The sequence below is a fragment of the Klebsiella sp. JB_Kp042 genome (genome assembly GCF_040065275.1).
In the GTDB taxonomy this organism is placed as follows: Bacteria; Pseudomonadota; Gammaproteobacteria; order Enterobacterales; family Enterobacteriaceae; genus Klebsiella; species Klebsiella quasipneumoniae.
Window position 1 is genome coordinate 1 of record NZ_JBEAJL010000017.1, and the last position, 13,563, is coordinate 13,563.

The following is a 13,563-nucleotide window of genomic DNA, read 5'->3' on the forward strand; positions in this document are numbered from 1 at the left end:
TGCGCTCCGGATGAATATGATGATCTCATATCAGGAACTTGTTCGCACCTTCCCTTACTCTTAATTTATCTTCAGATAATGCTGAAGCTTCTACTGATGCGTTCCAATATAACCCCATTCGTGCAAGTTCAAATGTCATTACAGCTCTAGAAAATCAACTCGGCTGGATAACGGCATGGCGTATCGGGCGATATGTAAACGGTGCTTATAAATCTCAAGGATTTTACAAATCTTCAGGTGCCGAGTGGCAAAATAAAGACTCTGACCCGGCCACTCTGGCTGCATCTAAGGCTGAGCAAGAACGGAAACAAAAAGAGGTGGATGATGCGCGCCTGAGAGCAATCGTGGATAATAGGTTCAAAAATAAAAAATTCATACCATTGCCTCCAGGGCCAAAAAATTTTGATCCAGCTATCGCTCAGGTTCAGCTAAGACAGGCGGCAGAAGAATTCAATGCCGATTATCAGTCTAAGCCACGCCCTGTTACGGGAAACTGGAAATATACGGTGTCTCAGCAATTATCTAATGTGATATACTCCTTCAGTGAGAATGATTTCTCTGTTGAGTATGAACGCATCAAAAGTTCAGGTGACAGTTTATTTAACAAACTGTTTCCGAAGCAATCTGCTGGAGAAACCGCTCAATCGCCAGAAAGTCGTCTGGTCAGATCATTATTTGACGATCAGGTTCATGACTCACGCGCCTGGTTTATGCACGCAACCTTTGGTGACAGAGAACCCTGGGGAAGTTACTTCCTTTATCGGATGATTTTTTTTGGTGAGCTGATGAGTAAAAATGTCTCATTGATCGCTAAATATGGCCGGTTTGTTGAAGGTCAACTTAAATCAGCGATAAAAGGAGCCAGTCTCACTTTTGACAATACGACTATCAACAGTAATATTCCGAATGAAATTACATCTGGTATTAAACAAGTGATTTCTATCACCCCTGCTTCGGCAAGTGCGCCTGAAATTATTAATGCAGAATCTATTATTCAACCTGCAATGACAAATGGAATTGCGCCATTGGGTAGCCAGACACGTAAAACCCTGGATGCTGCGAAACTCGCCGAAACCAAAGCTGATATTCTTAAAATATGGTGATGGTTCGTTATTCCTTCTGTTTAATTTAATTAAGGAAAGTTAATGAAACATATTATCAGGCAGGGTGATTCGCTAAAAGAGTATGGTGGTTCAGTTATTGGCGGTCACTATCTTTATTTTGGTAAAGGTATTGCTGTGAAAGGTGATGCGGTGAAATGTAATAAGCATGGGATGACAACGATTGTCGAAGGTAGCTCTCTGACAAAAGTTGACGGTCAACCAGTAGCATTACATGGTCATCGCTGCGCATGTGGTTGCACGCTGGTGAGTTCCAACCCCGATTGCAGGGTTGCGCAGTGAGAGCTATTCCTACATTTCCTCGCTATCGTCTTGCGAAACCGCCGATTGCAAAGCGCTGGTTTGGGGGAGGTGCCGCTCTGGTTTTGCTCTCTGGTATCATCGCGGCAATGGCAAGAAAATCCGGTGCCAATACCAGTATCATTCTTATCTGCATGGTTGGAATGGTATTACTCGGCGGTGTTGTCTGGTTTGTACGCACGATCTTTTTTCGCCTTTCAGTTCATCATTCACATACCTGGGAGCGCGAAACAGAAAATGAGCGCAGGCATTGGTGGGAAATCCATCGGCGTCAGTTTGCCCTGAAAGATATTGTCCTGATTGGTCCGGCAGGCGCTGAGCTTTCTGACTGGCTGCGTATGATTAAGCGAGAGCATCAGGCTCCATTAGTCAGGCAGGAATCCTTGGGGAAATCGTTACGTATTGCCAGAAGTTTCTCTTCTGCTCTTATTGAACGAGAAAAACAACTGGCTCAAATGCTGGTATTGCAATGGAAAAGGCAGCGAGGTAAGGAATTATTCGTTTCTCCGGCGAAATATTTCTGGCAGGGGAGCCCTGAAGCCTGGCAAGCCTTTGTGGCACAGCTCATTGAGAGTTTTCCGGGAATTAAACCTCCTGAATTACCGGAGTTATGGCAAGGGGAGAAAACATTATCCTTACTGGCTAATGTTCTTGCGAACAATAAACAGCAGGCTAATTTTTTGATTGCCGGGTGCCAGTCTTTATCTCCTTCTTCTGACTCTACTCGTCCTGCTGGTGAATGCGCAGTACTGTGGCTGGCTGGAAACCAGGGGGAAGTCACATTATCCCGTGGTGAATTTTTTGAGCCTTCTGATAGTGAGTCCCTGCGGCACGTCGCCTTGCGAGCCGAAAAACAGAGTGAACTTAATGAGTCGCCCGAACGGTGCATTCTCTTCTCACACCCGGAGCAACCTGAACTCGCCGATTGTGGCTGGAATGTGACCCACAATATCCAGGATGACTACTGGGGCGATCCTGGAAATCTTGATGCGCTGGTTGTGATATCGCTCGCTGCAATTACCGCTAAGAGTGAAGCAAAGCCCTGCGGCTGGATAGCGTCAGACCCCCTTCATACCTTAGCACTTGGGATCGTAAAACCACATGGAAACAGATAAGAACAAAAACCAGACTCAGGAAATTTCTGCCGGGATCACTGTACTGCTTATTGCTGTAGCAGTAACGCTGGTGATCATGCTGGGGGGATTTGCATACTGGTTGATTGCCGGAGAGCGTTCGACGGAATGGTCAGTGATTTCTCCAGTTCTGCTTGTGTGCAGCCTCCTCTGGGTCACACTTGCCTGTGTGATCGCCCTGGCTTTCCTTGCCGTTCATTTTTGGATCATCAGTCGGGTCAAACGAACGACCTCAATATCACAGAAAAATGAAGCCAAAAAGAAGGCCAGGGAAAGGCGCCTGACGCTCGCCAGAGACATTGGCACCGTGCTGCGCAAATGCTACCACCTCTTCTGGCGCCGCAAAGTCCGCCTGCTTTTAGTCACCGGCGACGATGAGGCAATAGAACAACTGGTTCCCGGCCTACAACGGCAGCACTGGCTTGAAGGCAACCGCACCGTACTGATTTACGGCGGCAGCCTTGTATCGGAGCCTGACCGAGAAAAATACATCGCGCTGCGCAAGCTGCGCCGCGGCCGTCCTCTGGACGGGATTGTGCGGGTGATGCCATCGTCTCTCACCCTGACGCCGCAGATAAGCGAAAACGACCTGCGCGGGCTGGAAAAAATTAGCGAACTGCTGGGCTATGCCGCCCCGGTCTGGCTGTGGAAACTGTGCGGCAGTGAGTGGTCGCAGGCTGACCGCGCGGTGCAGGCGGTAGGGGTTAGCTTCCCGTTACGCGCTACCGAGGACGATGTCGCCCGTCAGCTTGCGCAGATGCTGCCCACGCTGCGGGAGCAGGGGATGCGCCAGATCGCGGAGGAGACCCGCCACGACTTCCTGCTGCGTCTGGGGCAGCAGCTTCTCGACGGGGGGATCGCGCAATGGCGCTGGCAGCTGGCGCCATGGCTGACCGCCTCGCGGCAGCGGTTTGCGCTGCGAGGCCTAATGTTTAGCCTGCCGGCGCCTCGTACCGTAGATCCTTATCAGGAGGCTGATACCTCGCCTGCGGGCCAGCCTCATCTCCTGACGCTGCCCGCCACCTGGCAGGGAATCGTCGATGACTGCCGCCGTTTACGCGGGCATCACGTGGGAATGGCGTGGGAGCGGGGCCTGGCGTGCGGTCTGATGGCCATCCTCGGCCTGTGGGCGGCGGGACTGCTGCTCTCCTTTACCCTTAATTACAGCCAGATTGTTTCGGTAGCGGGAAAAGCCCGTGACCTGGTGACCCACCCCTCTGTTTCTGACTATCAACTGACGGCCCTCCATGCCCTGCGCAATGAGGCCGGCCGTCTCGTGCACGATGGGCAGAAGGGAGCGCCCTGGTATCGGCGCTTTGGTCTGGACCATCATCAGCAACTATTAGACGCCGTCCTGGCCTGACTGGTCAGATGGTCTGTCCGCCCGATACCTCGATCCGCTGGGCGGTCACCCAGCGGTTATCGTCGCGCAGCAGGCTGGCGATCATCGGCCCAATATCCTCGGGAACGCCCACCCGTCCCAGCGCCGTCATCGCGGCAAACTGCGCGTTAACCCCCGCGTCGTCCCGCACCAGTCCGCCGCCAAAGTCGGTGGCGATAGCGCCGGGGGCGACGGTATTGACGGTGATGCCGCGCCCGCCCAGCTCGCGGGCCATGTATACGCTCAGCATCTCCACAGCCGCTTTGGCCGCGGCGTAGGCGGAGAAGCCAGGATAAGAGACGCGGGTCAGTCCGGAGGAGAAGTTAACGATCCGTCCGCCGTCAGCCAGCAGCGGCAGCAGGGTTTGAACGAGGAAAAACACCCCCTTAACGTGGACGTTAAACAGCCCGTCGAACTGCGCCTCGCGCGTTTCGGCCAGCGGGGCAAATTCGCCGTGTCCCGCGTTATTGATCAGATGGTCGAAGGTGTCCCGTCCCCAGACGCTGCCCAGCGCAGCGCGCAGGCTATCGGCGAAGGCCGGAAAGCTGGCGGTCAGCGCCATATCCAGCGGCAGGGCGATGGCCTTGCGGCCGAGGGCGTGAATGTCGGCCACCACCGCTTCCGCCTGTTCAATATTGCCGCGGCAGGTGACGATGACGTCCCCACCCTGGCGGGCGATATCCAGTGCGGTCTGACGGCCAAGGCCGCGGTTAGCGCCGGTGATAAGTGCAATCTTAGTCATGTTCGATCCTCTCTGGTGTGTGGAGTCCTTACAATAGGGGGTGCCTACCAGACCGGGTTGCCCAATCCTTGTTATTTTTTGCCCATTCCTCTCAATACCCTCTCTTCTGGTGGGAAATAGCGCATACTGAGGCTTTAAAACTTGCCTGAAAGGATCTTATGCGCGACGAACTCTTCGCTCTCTGCCGCCGGTATGCCGATGCTCATGTCGATAGCAGCGGGGTGGCGGTTACCCCGGTTCCCGGCATCACTCTGGTGCGGGCCCTGCACCCCGGCGATCTGCAGGCGGCCATCGCCAGGCCGCTGGTGGCCATGCTGCTGCAGGGGCGCAAAAGCGTGACCACCGGCCTGGCAAGTTTCGACTATGGTCCGGGGGAGGCGATGGTGATCGCCGCGGATGTCCCCACCACCAGCCAGATCACCGAGGCCAGTCAGCGTTTTCCCTATTACGCGCTGGTGCTGGAGCTGGATCTGGCTATCCTGCGCGAGCTGCAGGAGGTGGGACCGTCAGGGGCGGATGAGGCGCCCCGCGTCGGTATCGAACCGATGAATGCCGACGTGACGGACGCCGCTTACCGGCTGGCAAGACTGTTTGATCAACCGGGGGCGCTGGCGGTGTTAGGCGAAGGGCTGCGGCGGGAGCTGCATTACTGGCTGTTGCAGAGTGTTCACGGGGCGGCCATCCGGGCGCTGGGCATCGCAGACAGCCATTCGGCGCGGATCCGCCGGGCGGTGGCGGTGCTGCGCCGGGATTTTATGCAGCCAGTCAGCGTCGACGCGCTGGCCGACGCCGCCGGGATGAGCGTTTCGGTCTTTCACCGTCATTTCCGCGCCATGACCACCTTGTCGCCGCTGCAGTTTCAGAAGCAGTTGCGCCTGATCCACGCCCGCCGCCTGATGCTGGCGGAAGGGATGAGCATTGCGCAGGCGGCCGGCGAAGTGGGCTATATCAGCGTGTCGCAGTTCACCCGGGAATACGCTCGCCTGTACGGCGCGCCGCCGGGCCGCGACCGTCGACGGGAAAGAATGAGCGCCTGATCTGGCGCGCGGGCTGGCGGCGGCTCCTCCCTGAGCCGGATAGCGGTGGTTCAGTTATCGAGTGTCGCCGTGATGTGCACTTTGTTACCCATTCGCGCCTCAATGATCCGATAGGCGGTTGCGCCCTCGCGGGCGGCCTGCTGGCGAATTTTACTTTCCGCGTGGTCCAGGGTATCGCCGGTGGCGGTGAGGGTCCTGGCGTTGACCGCCAGCGGCAGCAGGCAACTCAATACGATCAGTGGAATCAGCTTGTTCATCGTCATTCTGTCCTGTGAGAGAAAATCAGCGCGCGGCCTGCAGCCAGCCGGCAATGTCCTGGGTCGGCAGATGGTGGCGGGTATTCCAGGTGTCGCCCATCGGCCACCACACGCCATCCCCCCGGGCGAAGGCGGCGCGATAGCGCAGCATGGCGTTATCCGGGTCTGTCCGCAGCTGGTCCAGCAGGGCGGGCAGGGTGTGAACGGCTTTGCTGAACGTCTGCTGCGTCACGCGCTCCACGGTGTCCGCCAGCTGCCGGTAAGAGGTCGTTTCGCCGGCAACAAACGTCACCTCGTTGACGATCCGCGGCTGATGCAGATAAATCGCGGTGGTCAGGCGGCCAATATCCGCCGGCGAGGTGACGGTCACCTGGGTGTCCCAGCTGCCAAGGGCGTGAAGGGTTCGGGCGGATAAATTCACCACATCGAAGTCTGGCTCGAAGAGAAAGCTGGTAAACATGCCGGTGGAGATAATGACCCACTCCGTGGCCTGCTGCGCGCGCAGCAGGGTCCGGACATCATACTGCTCGTCCCAGACCGGCTGGCCGCTGCCTTTGCCGACCACATCGTAATTGACGCCAAACTGCCAGGGAAAATAGCGAGGCACTCCGGCGGCCAGCACCGCGCGGGTAATTTTCAGCTGCGTCCCCGGACCGGCGACAAAGCCCATGCAGTTAATCACGGTGCTGTACCCGCGAAACGCCCCGGTCAGGGTCTCCAGTGAACTACCGGCGATGTCGACGGCGAGAAAGGCGGCCCCGGCGTCGGCCAGCGCCCGGTGGCTTGCCGAACGCAGCTGGCCGGTTTCATCCCAGGCCGCCGGCGAGACGATCACCGAGACCGCGCCCTGGCGCTGGATCACCGCTGGCACCAGCGCATCCAGTACGGCGGCCCCCAGTTGTCCCGCTCCCAGAACTAATACTTTTTCCTCAAGATTAATATCATCAGTTTTCATTTTAACTCCTTGCTCAGTTAAGCCTTGTATTCACTGGCTACAGGCTCAGTGTAGGGGGGAGGGCATCATTCGATAAGAACAGGATTTCGGGTTAGACTGTTCGTCATAATGGGATAATAACCGGCGGGGGAGCACCAAATGGACAGACTGGATGCCATGCAGTTGTATGTTGCGGTTGTGGATGCCCACAGCTTCGCCCGGGCGGCGGAGGCGCTGGGGCAGCCGCGCTCAACGGTGTCTCGGGTAGTGAAGGAGCTGGAAGCCTGGCTTGGGGCGCAGCTTCTTCAGCGCACCACCCGCAAGCTCAGCGTGACGGCGGAGGGGCGTCGGTATTACGAGGAGTGTAAACGGCTGCTGGCCGAAATGACGGCGATGGAAGCCTCCTTTCCCGGCCGCTCGGCGCAGCCCGCCGGGCGGTTCAAGGTGGGGATGCCGCAATCTCTCGCCCGGCACTGCGTTTTGCCGAGGATCGGCGAGTTTCTGCAGCAGTATCCCGACCTGGAGCTGATCCTCTGCTCAAGCGACAACGTGGAAGATATCATCCAGGAGGGATTCGACTGCGTGATCCGTACCGGGCAAATCGAAGATTCCACCACCCTGGTGGCGCGCCCTCTGGCCCGCTACCGCTGGATGGTCCTCGCCTCGCCGGCCTGGATAGCGGCCCACGGCCGGCCGCAAAGCATCGACGATCTGCACCAGCACCGGGCGGTGGGATACCTGAACCACCGTACCGGGCGGACCATCGACTGGCTTTTCTCCCTCGATGACGGCGACTGCGCGATCCGCATGCAGGAGACGCTGGTGGTCGACGATACCGATGCCTATATCCAGGCCGGCGTTCAGGGGCTGGGCCTGATCCGCGTCGCCAGCTATCTGGCGCAACCCTGGCTGCAGAGCGGCGCGCTGGTCGCCTGTCTGGAGCAGGCCGCGTCTGATCTTCCCCTGTCGCTGGTCTATCCGCAAAACCGCTATCTGCCGCCGGCGGTGCGCGCGTTTTACGACTGGAGCAGGCGCGTTCTGCAACCCCCGCTCAGCGAGGCCTGATGACGGGGCATCGGCCCGGTTATTGGCCGCGCATGGCCTGTTTTATCCTCGCTATCAGCCAGTTCAGCGCCGGATCCTGCGCCCGGCGTTTGTGGCGCAGTATACACAGGGTAAATTCCGGGTAGGCCACCGGCGGGGCGTCCGCGCGCAGCGCATACTGCGCCTGCCAGCGTTGCGCCAGCCCCTGGGGGACGGTGGCGAAGAGCGGCAGGGTGGTCAGCAGGAGGGGAAAGGTGGAGAAATTCTGCGTGGCGAAGCGCACGCGCCGCGCGAGTCCCTGACTGGCGAGCTGGCGATCTATTTCCCCGTGGCCGGTTTCGCGATAGGCCACCATCACATGTTCCCAGGCGACGAAATCGCCCACCGACAACGGCCCGCGGCAGGGGATCTGCTGCGGCGACCAGAGGGTGGTCACCCCCATGCTCATCACCGGTTCGCTGACGATCTCCCCGCGGCTCTGCTTGTTGAGGGACACCGCGACATCAATGCGATCCGCCTCCAGCAGCTGGCATACCTGGAAGGGGTCGGCGGCGAGTGTCTGGAGCGACACCCCGGGCGCCTCCTGCATCAGTCCGGGTAACAGCTGGGGCATCAGCCAGTGTTCGCTCCAGTCGCTGAGGCCGACGCGGAAAAGCTGCTGCGCGCTGGCGGGGGAAAACTCCCCGGCGCCAAACATTGCCGAATGCAGGTGTTCCATCAGCGGCTGCAGCTCGGTCACCAGCGCTTGCGCCCGCGGGGTCGGCAGCATGCCTCTGGCGCTGCGCACGAACAGCGGATCGTCAAACATCTCGCGCAGCCGTTTCAGCGCCCCGCTGATGGCCGGTTGGCCAAGATGCAGCGCCTCTGCGGTGCGGGTAACGCTGGCTTCGCGGTACAGCACCATCAAGACCGTCAACAAATTCAGATCGATACGACTAAAATCATTTTCAATGATTTTCTTCATTATGATAATCAATTTGAATGTGGGTTATCCCGGCAGCATAGTGAATATCATCCCGGTAAATCAACCAGCGCAATGCGCGCGGAGGGAGTGATGCAAACTTACCAGACAGGCGACAGCCTGATATTCAAAGTGCCGGAGCGCGAGATTAGCCTGCAGCCGGCGGCGCTCTATCCCGCGGCGTTCCCTGTGACGGAGGCGGACGCCGATAATCAGCCAATCGCGCTGTCAATCCATAGCTGGGTGGTACAGACTCCCCACGATCTGATCGTTATCGATACCGCCACCGGCAATGGTCGGGAGCGCGGCGGCAATCCGCTCTATCATCAACTTAATACGCCCTATCTGGAGAATCTCCGCGCCGCGGGAGTGAACCCGGAGGAGGTGACCCTGGTGCTACTGACCCACCTGCATACCGACCATGTCGGATGGAATACCGTCTGGCGGGACGATCGCTGGGCGCCGCTGTTTCCCAACGCGCGCTACCTGTGTTCGGCAAAAGAGCTCGCGCGGGTGAAGAACAGCGAACGCTACCGGGCGCTGTGGCTCGACAGCCTGCTGCCGGTGATCGAGGCTGGCCAGCTGGAGACCGTGGATGTCGCGGCCAGGCCGCTGGTCGGCGGACGGATCGCCTTTATCCCTACCCCCGGCCACAGTCCGGACCATGCCGCGCTGATCCTCTCCTCAGGCGATGATAACGCCTGTTTCTCAGGCGATCTTCTTCATTCCCCGCGCCAGTTTACCCATCCGCACTGGAGCTCGGCGTTCTGCGGCGATCCCCGGCAGGCGGAACGCTCGCGACGCGAGATGATGGCGTGGTGCGCAAGCCATCATGCCCAATGGTTCACCGGGCATTTCGCCGGACCCTCCTGCGGTTGGCTGGAGGAGGACAGGCCAGGGGAGTATCGCTGGCGAGACGCCGGACAACGATCTGCTGACGAGGGGGAACGGTGATGAATAATGCCCAGATCGTATTAGTTTTTGGCGCCACCGGCCAGCAGGGCGGCTCGGTGGCGCGGGCGCTGCTGCACCGCGGCTGGCGAGTGCGGGCGCTGGTCAGGGATCCTTTCTCCGCCGGGGCTGTCGCGCTGGCGGCGCGGGGAGCCGAGCTGGTCGTGGGCACCTTTGAAGACCGGGCGGCAATGCGGGCGGCGATGGCCGGGGTCGACGGCGTCTTCAGCGTGCAGTCCAGCTCGCCGGGCGGGACGGTAACCGATGAGCAGGAGGTGCGCTACGGGATAACCATCGCCGACCTTGCCGTCGAGTGCGGGGTGAAGCATCTGGTGTACAGCTCCGGCAGCGCGGCGGGGGAGACGCCGACTGGCGTAGCGCATTATGACACCAAAGCGGCGATTGAGCGGCATATCCGCCGCCTGCCGCTGGCGGCGACCATCGTGCGGCCCGCCACCTTTATGGAGCTGCTGGTGATGCCCGGTTTTGGCCTTGATGAAGGTCATTTTCACTTTTTTATGCTGCCGGAGGGGAGGATGCAGGTGCTGGCGGTGGAGGATATCGGCCAGCTTGTCGCAGCGATTTTTGCCGCGCCGGCGCGGTTTGCCGGCAAGACGTTCGAGATCGCCAGCGACAGCGTGACCGGTCGTCAGCTGGAGGCGTTATTCTCCGCGGCGGCGGGACGGCCGATCCCCTATTCGCGATTTTCCGACGAGGTGCTGGCCGCCAGCCCTTTTCTGCACAAGCTGACCGGGCTGGTGGACGACGGGCGGCTGGCGGGGCACGCCGACCTCGACGCCCTGCGCCAGCTGCATCCGCAGCTGCACACCTTCGCCGGCTGGCTGGCGGGCCCCGGCCGTCCCGCCTTCGAGCGGGCGCTGACCAGCGGGACCCGCTGGGCGTTTAATCGTTAAAGACGACTATATCCTTCCCGCCGGCGTCTCGTTGTCTGGCCCGGCGGATGAGCTGCGCAGGGAAGGCCTGCAGGTCGTTAAGACAACGCACGAGGAGTCTGAGTGTAAATTATTTTGCGGATTTTGCTGGCAACGATAGGTGAAAGTGAACGTCCAGAATTTTCAGCCGCTTAGAATGGAGGAAACTCTCTGGGATCGCCTGAATAATGACAATTTACCGATGGGCTTCGGCCTGCCTGTTAAGCATAACCTGCGCCGCTACGGCGGCGGAATTTAAAACCATCGAGGCCGATCTGCTGGCCTCCAACCGGCTGTTCTGTATGACCGGCTATGACCATAAGCCGATCGGCGTGGCGTGGGAGAGCGTCAAATCCAGCCGCTATCAGCCGCAGTCGGATAGCGACCGTATTTTCAGCGACACCGTCTCCCGGCGCTTTCTGGAAGAGGAGAATAAGACCGCCTTTTACAATGGCGCCAAATATCGCGTACTGGGTAAACCCGCCAGCGCCTGCTATGACTATTCCGCCGCGCGTATTCAACGCATGGCGGGCTACCTGAAGGTGTAACGACTCCGCGAGGCGGGCGCTAAAACAGCGCCAGCCGGGCGAAACGGTCCAGCGCCTTGCTCAGCGCGTCATCCCCAGCCGTCAGACTGATGCGAATAAACCCTTCACCCCCATCGCCAAAACCAGTGCCTGGCGCCACCAGAATATGCGCCTCCTGCAGCAGCAGGCGGGCAAACTCCTGTGAACGGTACCCGGGCGGCACGCTCAGCCAGAGGAAGAAAGTGCCTTGTGCGGCACGAACCGGCCAGCGCAGTGCGGCCAGTCGACGCAGAACCCACTCCCGGCGCTGATGATACACCGCCGTCAGCTGCGCAATCCGTTCTGCCGGCAGGCTGAGCGCGGCGATCGCCGCATCCTGAATGGCGCCAAACACCGTGCTGTAGCTGTGGGTGTGCAGTTTTTTAAACGCCCGGATAATCGAGGCGTTGCCGACCGCGAAGCCGAAGCGCCAGCCGGCCATATTAAAGGTCTTGGAGAAGGTGTAGGTCTCCACTCCCCACGCTTTCGCGTCGGGCTGGGAGAAAAGGCTCAGCGGCGCATCGCTGGCCGCGCTGCCGATGGCCGCATAGGCAAAATCGTGCAGGATCGGCACCTGGTGACGGCGGGCAAACTGCAGGGCGCTGGCGAACAGCGCCCGCGTGGCGAGGGCGCCGGTGGGGTTATGCGGATAGTTAAGCACCACCAGCCCGGCCTGGTCAGCCACCTCCCGGGGGAGGTCGTTAAAATCCGGCAGGAAGTGGTTCTCAGCCCTGAGCGGCAGGCCATAAAACGCCGCCTGAGACTGCAGTGCCGCCGAGCGGTAAATGGGATAGCAGGGATCGGTGGAGATGAGGTATTGTCCGGGACGGAGCAGCGCCCGCGGGATGCCGCCAATACCGATATGCGAGCCCTGAAATACCGCGACTTCGCTGTGCGGATCGAGTTCCACATCATACTGGCGGCGATAAAAATGGGCGATCGCTTCGCGGACCTGCGGCTTGCCCCAGAACGACGGGTAGCCATGGTTTTCACGACGATGAATGGCGCTCTGCAGCGAGTCAATCACTTCCGGCGGCGTGGGCTGATCCGGACTGCCGCTGGAGAGGTCGATCAACGGCAGCGCGTCGGTGTTGACCTCCGCGGCCAGTTTTTCCAGCAGGCTGAACAGATTCTCTTCCAGGGCGTCCACCAGCGGTGAAGCAGCGAAATCAGGCATAATTTTCCCGGTTTACGTTATCAATAATCTGCCATCTTTAAGGGATTTATTGCGTCTGGCTAAATAACAATATATGCAAAGGATTATTGTTTTTAGGATATGTCGGGATGGCAAAAGTTTATGAGGAATAAGCAAAAGGAAATCCGGCGTTCTGGCTTACAACCCGCTTTCGGCTGTGATTTAATCGCTCGATATCGCCAACCTTTCAGGAAAATACCTTATGAACAAGTCAGTTGCGCTCGGAATGACGCTCGCCCTGTTATCCGCCACCTCCTTTTACGCCACCGCCGATCAAATTATTCGTATCGGCTTTAACCCCGGGCCGTATAAAGAGCAATTTGAAAAAGGGGTCGCCCCCTATTTATTGAGTAAAGGATATAAAATCGAATATAAAGATTTCAGCGACGGTATTCAGGTCAATGACGCGGTAGCTCGCGGCGATATCGAAGCGAATATTATGCAGCATCCGGTATACCTGAAAGCGATCAATGAGCGACTGGGGATCGATAACGTCGGCATTGTGCAGGTACCCACGCCGCCGATGGGTCTGTACGGCGGCAAACTGACGACCCTGGGCACCCCGGCAGCCGGCACGGTGGTGTCGGTGCCAAACCAGCCGTCGAACGAATATCGCGCGGTACTGGTGCTGGAAAGCCTCGGCTGGGTGAAGATTAAACCGGACAGCGATCCCGCCACCTTTTCGCAGCGTAACATCGTTGCCAACCCCTATAACATCGTGCTTAAGGAGATGGACAATGCCCAGCAGGTTCGCGCGCTGCCGGACGTCGACTATGGCCTGATTCAGGGCAATTTCGCCGTCTCCAGCGGCATGGCGCTTACCTCGGCATTAAAGCTGGAGGCCGCTACCAGCCATTTTATTAACGTTGTGACCGTTGCCGGTAAAAATCAGAAGGCGCAGTTTGCCAAAGATATCATCGACGGCTATCACTCTGCCGATTTCAAAAAATATATTCTCAGCCATCCGCAGTATGATGGTTACCTGCTGCCTGATTATTTAAAATGAATA

General features: G+C 58.7%; 14 protein-coding genes and 1 pseudogene. 10 read left to right on the top strand and 5 right to left on the bottom strand.

Going from position 1 to position 13,563, the window contains the following annotated elements; translation table 11 throughout:
• The first annotated feature begins 38 nt into the window (after positions 1 to 38).
• The 4 genes and pseudogenes from ABLV54_RS06160 to ABLV54_RS06175 form a co-directional block, all read left to right on the top strand.
• Positions 39 to 1,103 carry a hypothetical protein gene (locus ABLV54_RS06160; RefSeq protein ID WP_348813798.1) on the top strand — a complete coding sequence of 355 codons (1,065 nt, stop codon included), beginning with the start codon at positions 39 to 41 and terminating at the stop codon, positions 1,101 to 1,103.
• A gap of 42 nt (positions 1,104 to 1,145) precedes the next feature.
• On the top strand, positions 1,146 to 1,403 hold the full coding sequence (locus tag ABLV54_RS06165) for a PAAR domain-containing protein (protein ID WP_008805181.1): 258 nt from the start codon (positions 1,146 to 1,148) through the stop codon (positions 1,401 to 1,403).
• Positions 1,400 to 2,536: a hypothetical protein gene (locus ABLV54_RS06170; protein ID WP_065882158.1), complete on the top strand. Its 1,137-nt coding sequence runs from the start codon at positions 1,400 to 1,402 to the stop codon at positions 2,534 to 2,536. The genes ABLV54_RS06165 and ABLV54_RS06170 overlap by 4 nt, the downstream gene beginning before the upstream one ends.
• A pseudogene (locus ABLV54_RS06175) lies at positions 2,523 to 3,911 on the top strand (type VI secretion protein VasK); the annotation flags it as partial. The gene ABLV54_RS06170 and the pseudogene ABLV54_RS06175, both read left to right, overlap by 14 nt.
• Before the next feature lie 10 nt (positions 3,912 to 3,921).
• Here ABLV54_RS06175 and ABLV54_RS06180 read toward each other — a convergent pair.
• Complete coding sequence (locus ABLV54_RS06180) at positions 3,922 to 4,677, bottom strand: SDR family oxidoreductase (RefSeq protein ID WP_192242384.1); 756 nt, start codon at positions 4,675 to 4,677, stop codon at positions 3,922 to 3,924.
• Between the two features lie 158 nt (positions 4,678 to 4,835).
• Between ABLV54_RS06180 and ABLV54_RS06185 the strand changes: the two genes are divergently transcribed.
• Positions 4,836 to 5,714, top strand: coding sequence for an AraC family transcriptional regulator (locus tag ABLV54_RS06185; RefSeq protein ID WP_192242382.1), 879 nt, complete (start codon positions 4,836 to 4,838; stop codon positions 5,712 to 5,714).
• Positions 5,715 to 5,764: 50 nt separating this feature from the next.
• On the opposite strand, the gene ABLV54_RS06190 is transcribed toward ABLV54_RS06185, so the two are convergent.
• Together ABLV54_RS06190 and ABLV54_RS06195 are read right to left on the bottom strand one after the other, a co-directional pair.
• Positions 5,765 to 5,971: a DUF1471 domain-containing protein gene (locus ABLV54_RS06190; protein ID WP_032452602.1), complete on the bottom strand. Its 207-nt coding sequence runs from the start codon at positions 5,969 to 5,971 to the stop codon at positions 5,765 to 5,767.
• Between the two features lie 25 nt (positions 5,972 to 5,996).
• Positions 5,997 to 6,926, bottom strand: a complete 930-nt coding sequence (locus ABLV54_RS06195; RefSeq protein ID WP_023289408.1) for an aromatic alcohol reductase — start codon at positions 6,924 to 6,926, stop codon at positions 5,997 to 5,999.
• 138 nt (positions 6,927 to 7,064) lie between these two features.
• On the opposite strand from ABLV54_RS06195, the gene ABLV54_RS06200 reads away from it, so the two are divergent.
• Complete coding sequence (locus ABLV54_RS06200; RefSeq protein ID WP_023289409.1) at positions 7,065 to 7,970, top strand: LysR family transcriptional regulator; 906 nt, start codon at positions 7,065 to 7,067, stop codon at positions 7,968 to 7,970.
• 19 nt (positions 7,971 to 7,989) lie between these two features.
• On the opposite strand, the gene ABLV54_RS06205 is transcribed toward ABLV54_RS06200, so the two are convergent.
• Positions 7,990 to 8,913: a LysR family transcriptional regulator gene (locus ABLV54_RS06205; RefSeq protein WP_225608512.1), complete on the bottom strand. Its 924-nt coding sequence runs from the start codon at positions 8,911 to 8,913 to the stop codon at positions 7,990 to 7,992.
• 87 nt (positions 8,914 to 9,000) lie between these two features.
• Between ABLV54_RS06205 and ABLV54_RS06210 the strand changes: the two genes are divergently transcribed.
• The 3 genes from ABLV54_RS06210 to ABLV54_RS06220 all read left to right on the top strand — a co-directional run bounded on the left by ABLV54_RS06210 (position 9,001) and on the right by ABLV54_RS06220 (position 11,341).
• Complete coding sequence (locus tag ABLV54_RS06210) at positions 9,001 to 9,864, top strand: MBL fold metallo-hydrolase (RefSeq protein WP_192242380.1); 864 nt, start codon at positions 9,001 to 9,003, stop codon at positions 9,862 to 9,864.
• Entirely contained in the window at positions 9,864 to 10,775 is a 912-nt protein-coding gene (locus ABLV54_RS06215; RefSeq protein WP_192242378.1) for an NmrA/HSCARG family protein, read from the top strand. Before ABLV54_RS06210 ends, ABLV54_RS06215 begins: the two co-directional genes overlap by 1 nt.
• A 206-nt stretch (positions 10,776 to 10,981) precedes the next feature.
• Entirely contained in the window at positions 10,982 to 11,341 is a 360-nt protein-coding gene (locus tag ABLV54_RS06220) for an NAD-glutamate dehydrogenase (protein WP_165470900.1), read from the top strand.
• Positions 11,342 to 11,360: 19 nt separating this feature from the next.
• Here the strand turns inward: ABLV54_RS06220 and ABLV54_RS06225 are convergent, their stop codons facing one another.
• On the bottom strand, positions 11,361 to 12,536 hold the full coding sequence (locus tag ABLV54_RS06225; RefSeq protein WP_192242376.1) for an aminotransferase class I/II-fold pyridoxal phosphate-dependent enzyme: 1,176 nt from the start codon (positions 12,534 to 12,536) through the stop codon (positions 11,361 to 11,363).
• 220 nt (positions 12,537 to 12,756) lie between these two features.
• On the opposite strand from ABLV54_RS06225, the gene ABLV54_RS06230 reads away from it, so the two are divergent.
• Positions 12,757 to 13,560 carry a MetQ/NlpA family ABC transporter substrate-binding protein gene (locus ABLV54_RS06230; protein WP_048334944.1) on the top strand — a complete coding sequence of 268 codons (804 nt, stop codon included), beginning with the start codon at positions 12,757 to 12,759 and terminating at the stop codon, positions 13,558 to 13,560.
• The last annotated feature ends 3 nt before the right edge of the window (positions 13,561 to 13,563 follow it).

What these genes read in the sequence shown, in the direction of transcription:
- ABLV54_RS06195 (WP_023289408.1), bottom strand. Translation starts at nt 6,926, where the DNA reads ATGAAAACTGATGATATTAATCTTGAGGAAAAAGTATTAGTTCTGGGA.
- ABLV54_RS06230 (WP_048334944.1), top strand. Translation starts at nt 12,757, where the DNA reads ATGAACAAGTCAGTTGCGCTCGGAATGACGCTCGCCCTGTTATCCGCC.
- ABLV54_RS06225 (WP_192242376.1), bottom strand. Translation starts at nt 12,536, where the DNA reads ATGCCTGATTTCGCTGCTTCACCGCTGGTGGACGCCCTGGAAGAGAAT.
- ABLV54_RS06205 (WP_225608512.1), bottom strand. Translation starts at nt 8,913, where the DNA reads ATGAAGAAAATCATTGAAAATGATTTTAGTCGTATCGATCTGAATTTG.
- ABLV54_RS06220 (WP_165470900.1), top strand. Translation starts at nt 10,982, where the DNA reads ATGACAATTTACCGATGGGCTTCGGCCTGCCTGTTAAGCATAACCTGC.
- ABLV54_RS06215 (WP_192242378.1), top strand. Translation starts at nt 9,864, where the DNA reads ATGAATAATGCCCAGATCGTATTAGTTTTTGGCGCCACCGGCCAGCAG.
- ABLV54_RS06200 (WP_023289409.1), top strand. Translation starts at nt 7,065, where the DNA reads ATGGACAGACTGGATGCCATGCAGTTGTATGTTGCGGTTGTGGATGCC.
- ABLV54_RS06180 (WP_192242384.1), bottom strand. Translation starts at nt 4,677, where the DNA reads ATGACTAAGATTGCACTTATCACCGGCGCTAACCGCGGCCTTGGCCGT.
- ABLV54_RS06165 (WP_008805181.1), top strand. Translation starts at nt 1,146, where the DNA reads ATGAAACATATTATCAGGCAGGGTGATTCGCTAAAAGAGTATGGTGGT.
- ABLV54_RS06185 (WP_192242382.1), top strand. Translation starts at nt 4,836, where the DNA reads ATGCGCGACGAACTCTTCGCTCTCTGCCGCCGGTATGCCGATGCTCAT.
- ABLV54_RS06190 (WP_032452602.1), bottom strand. Translation starts at nt 5,971, where the DNA reads ATGAACAAGCTGATTCCACTGATCGTATTGAGTTGCCTGCTGCCGCTG.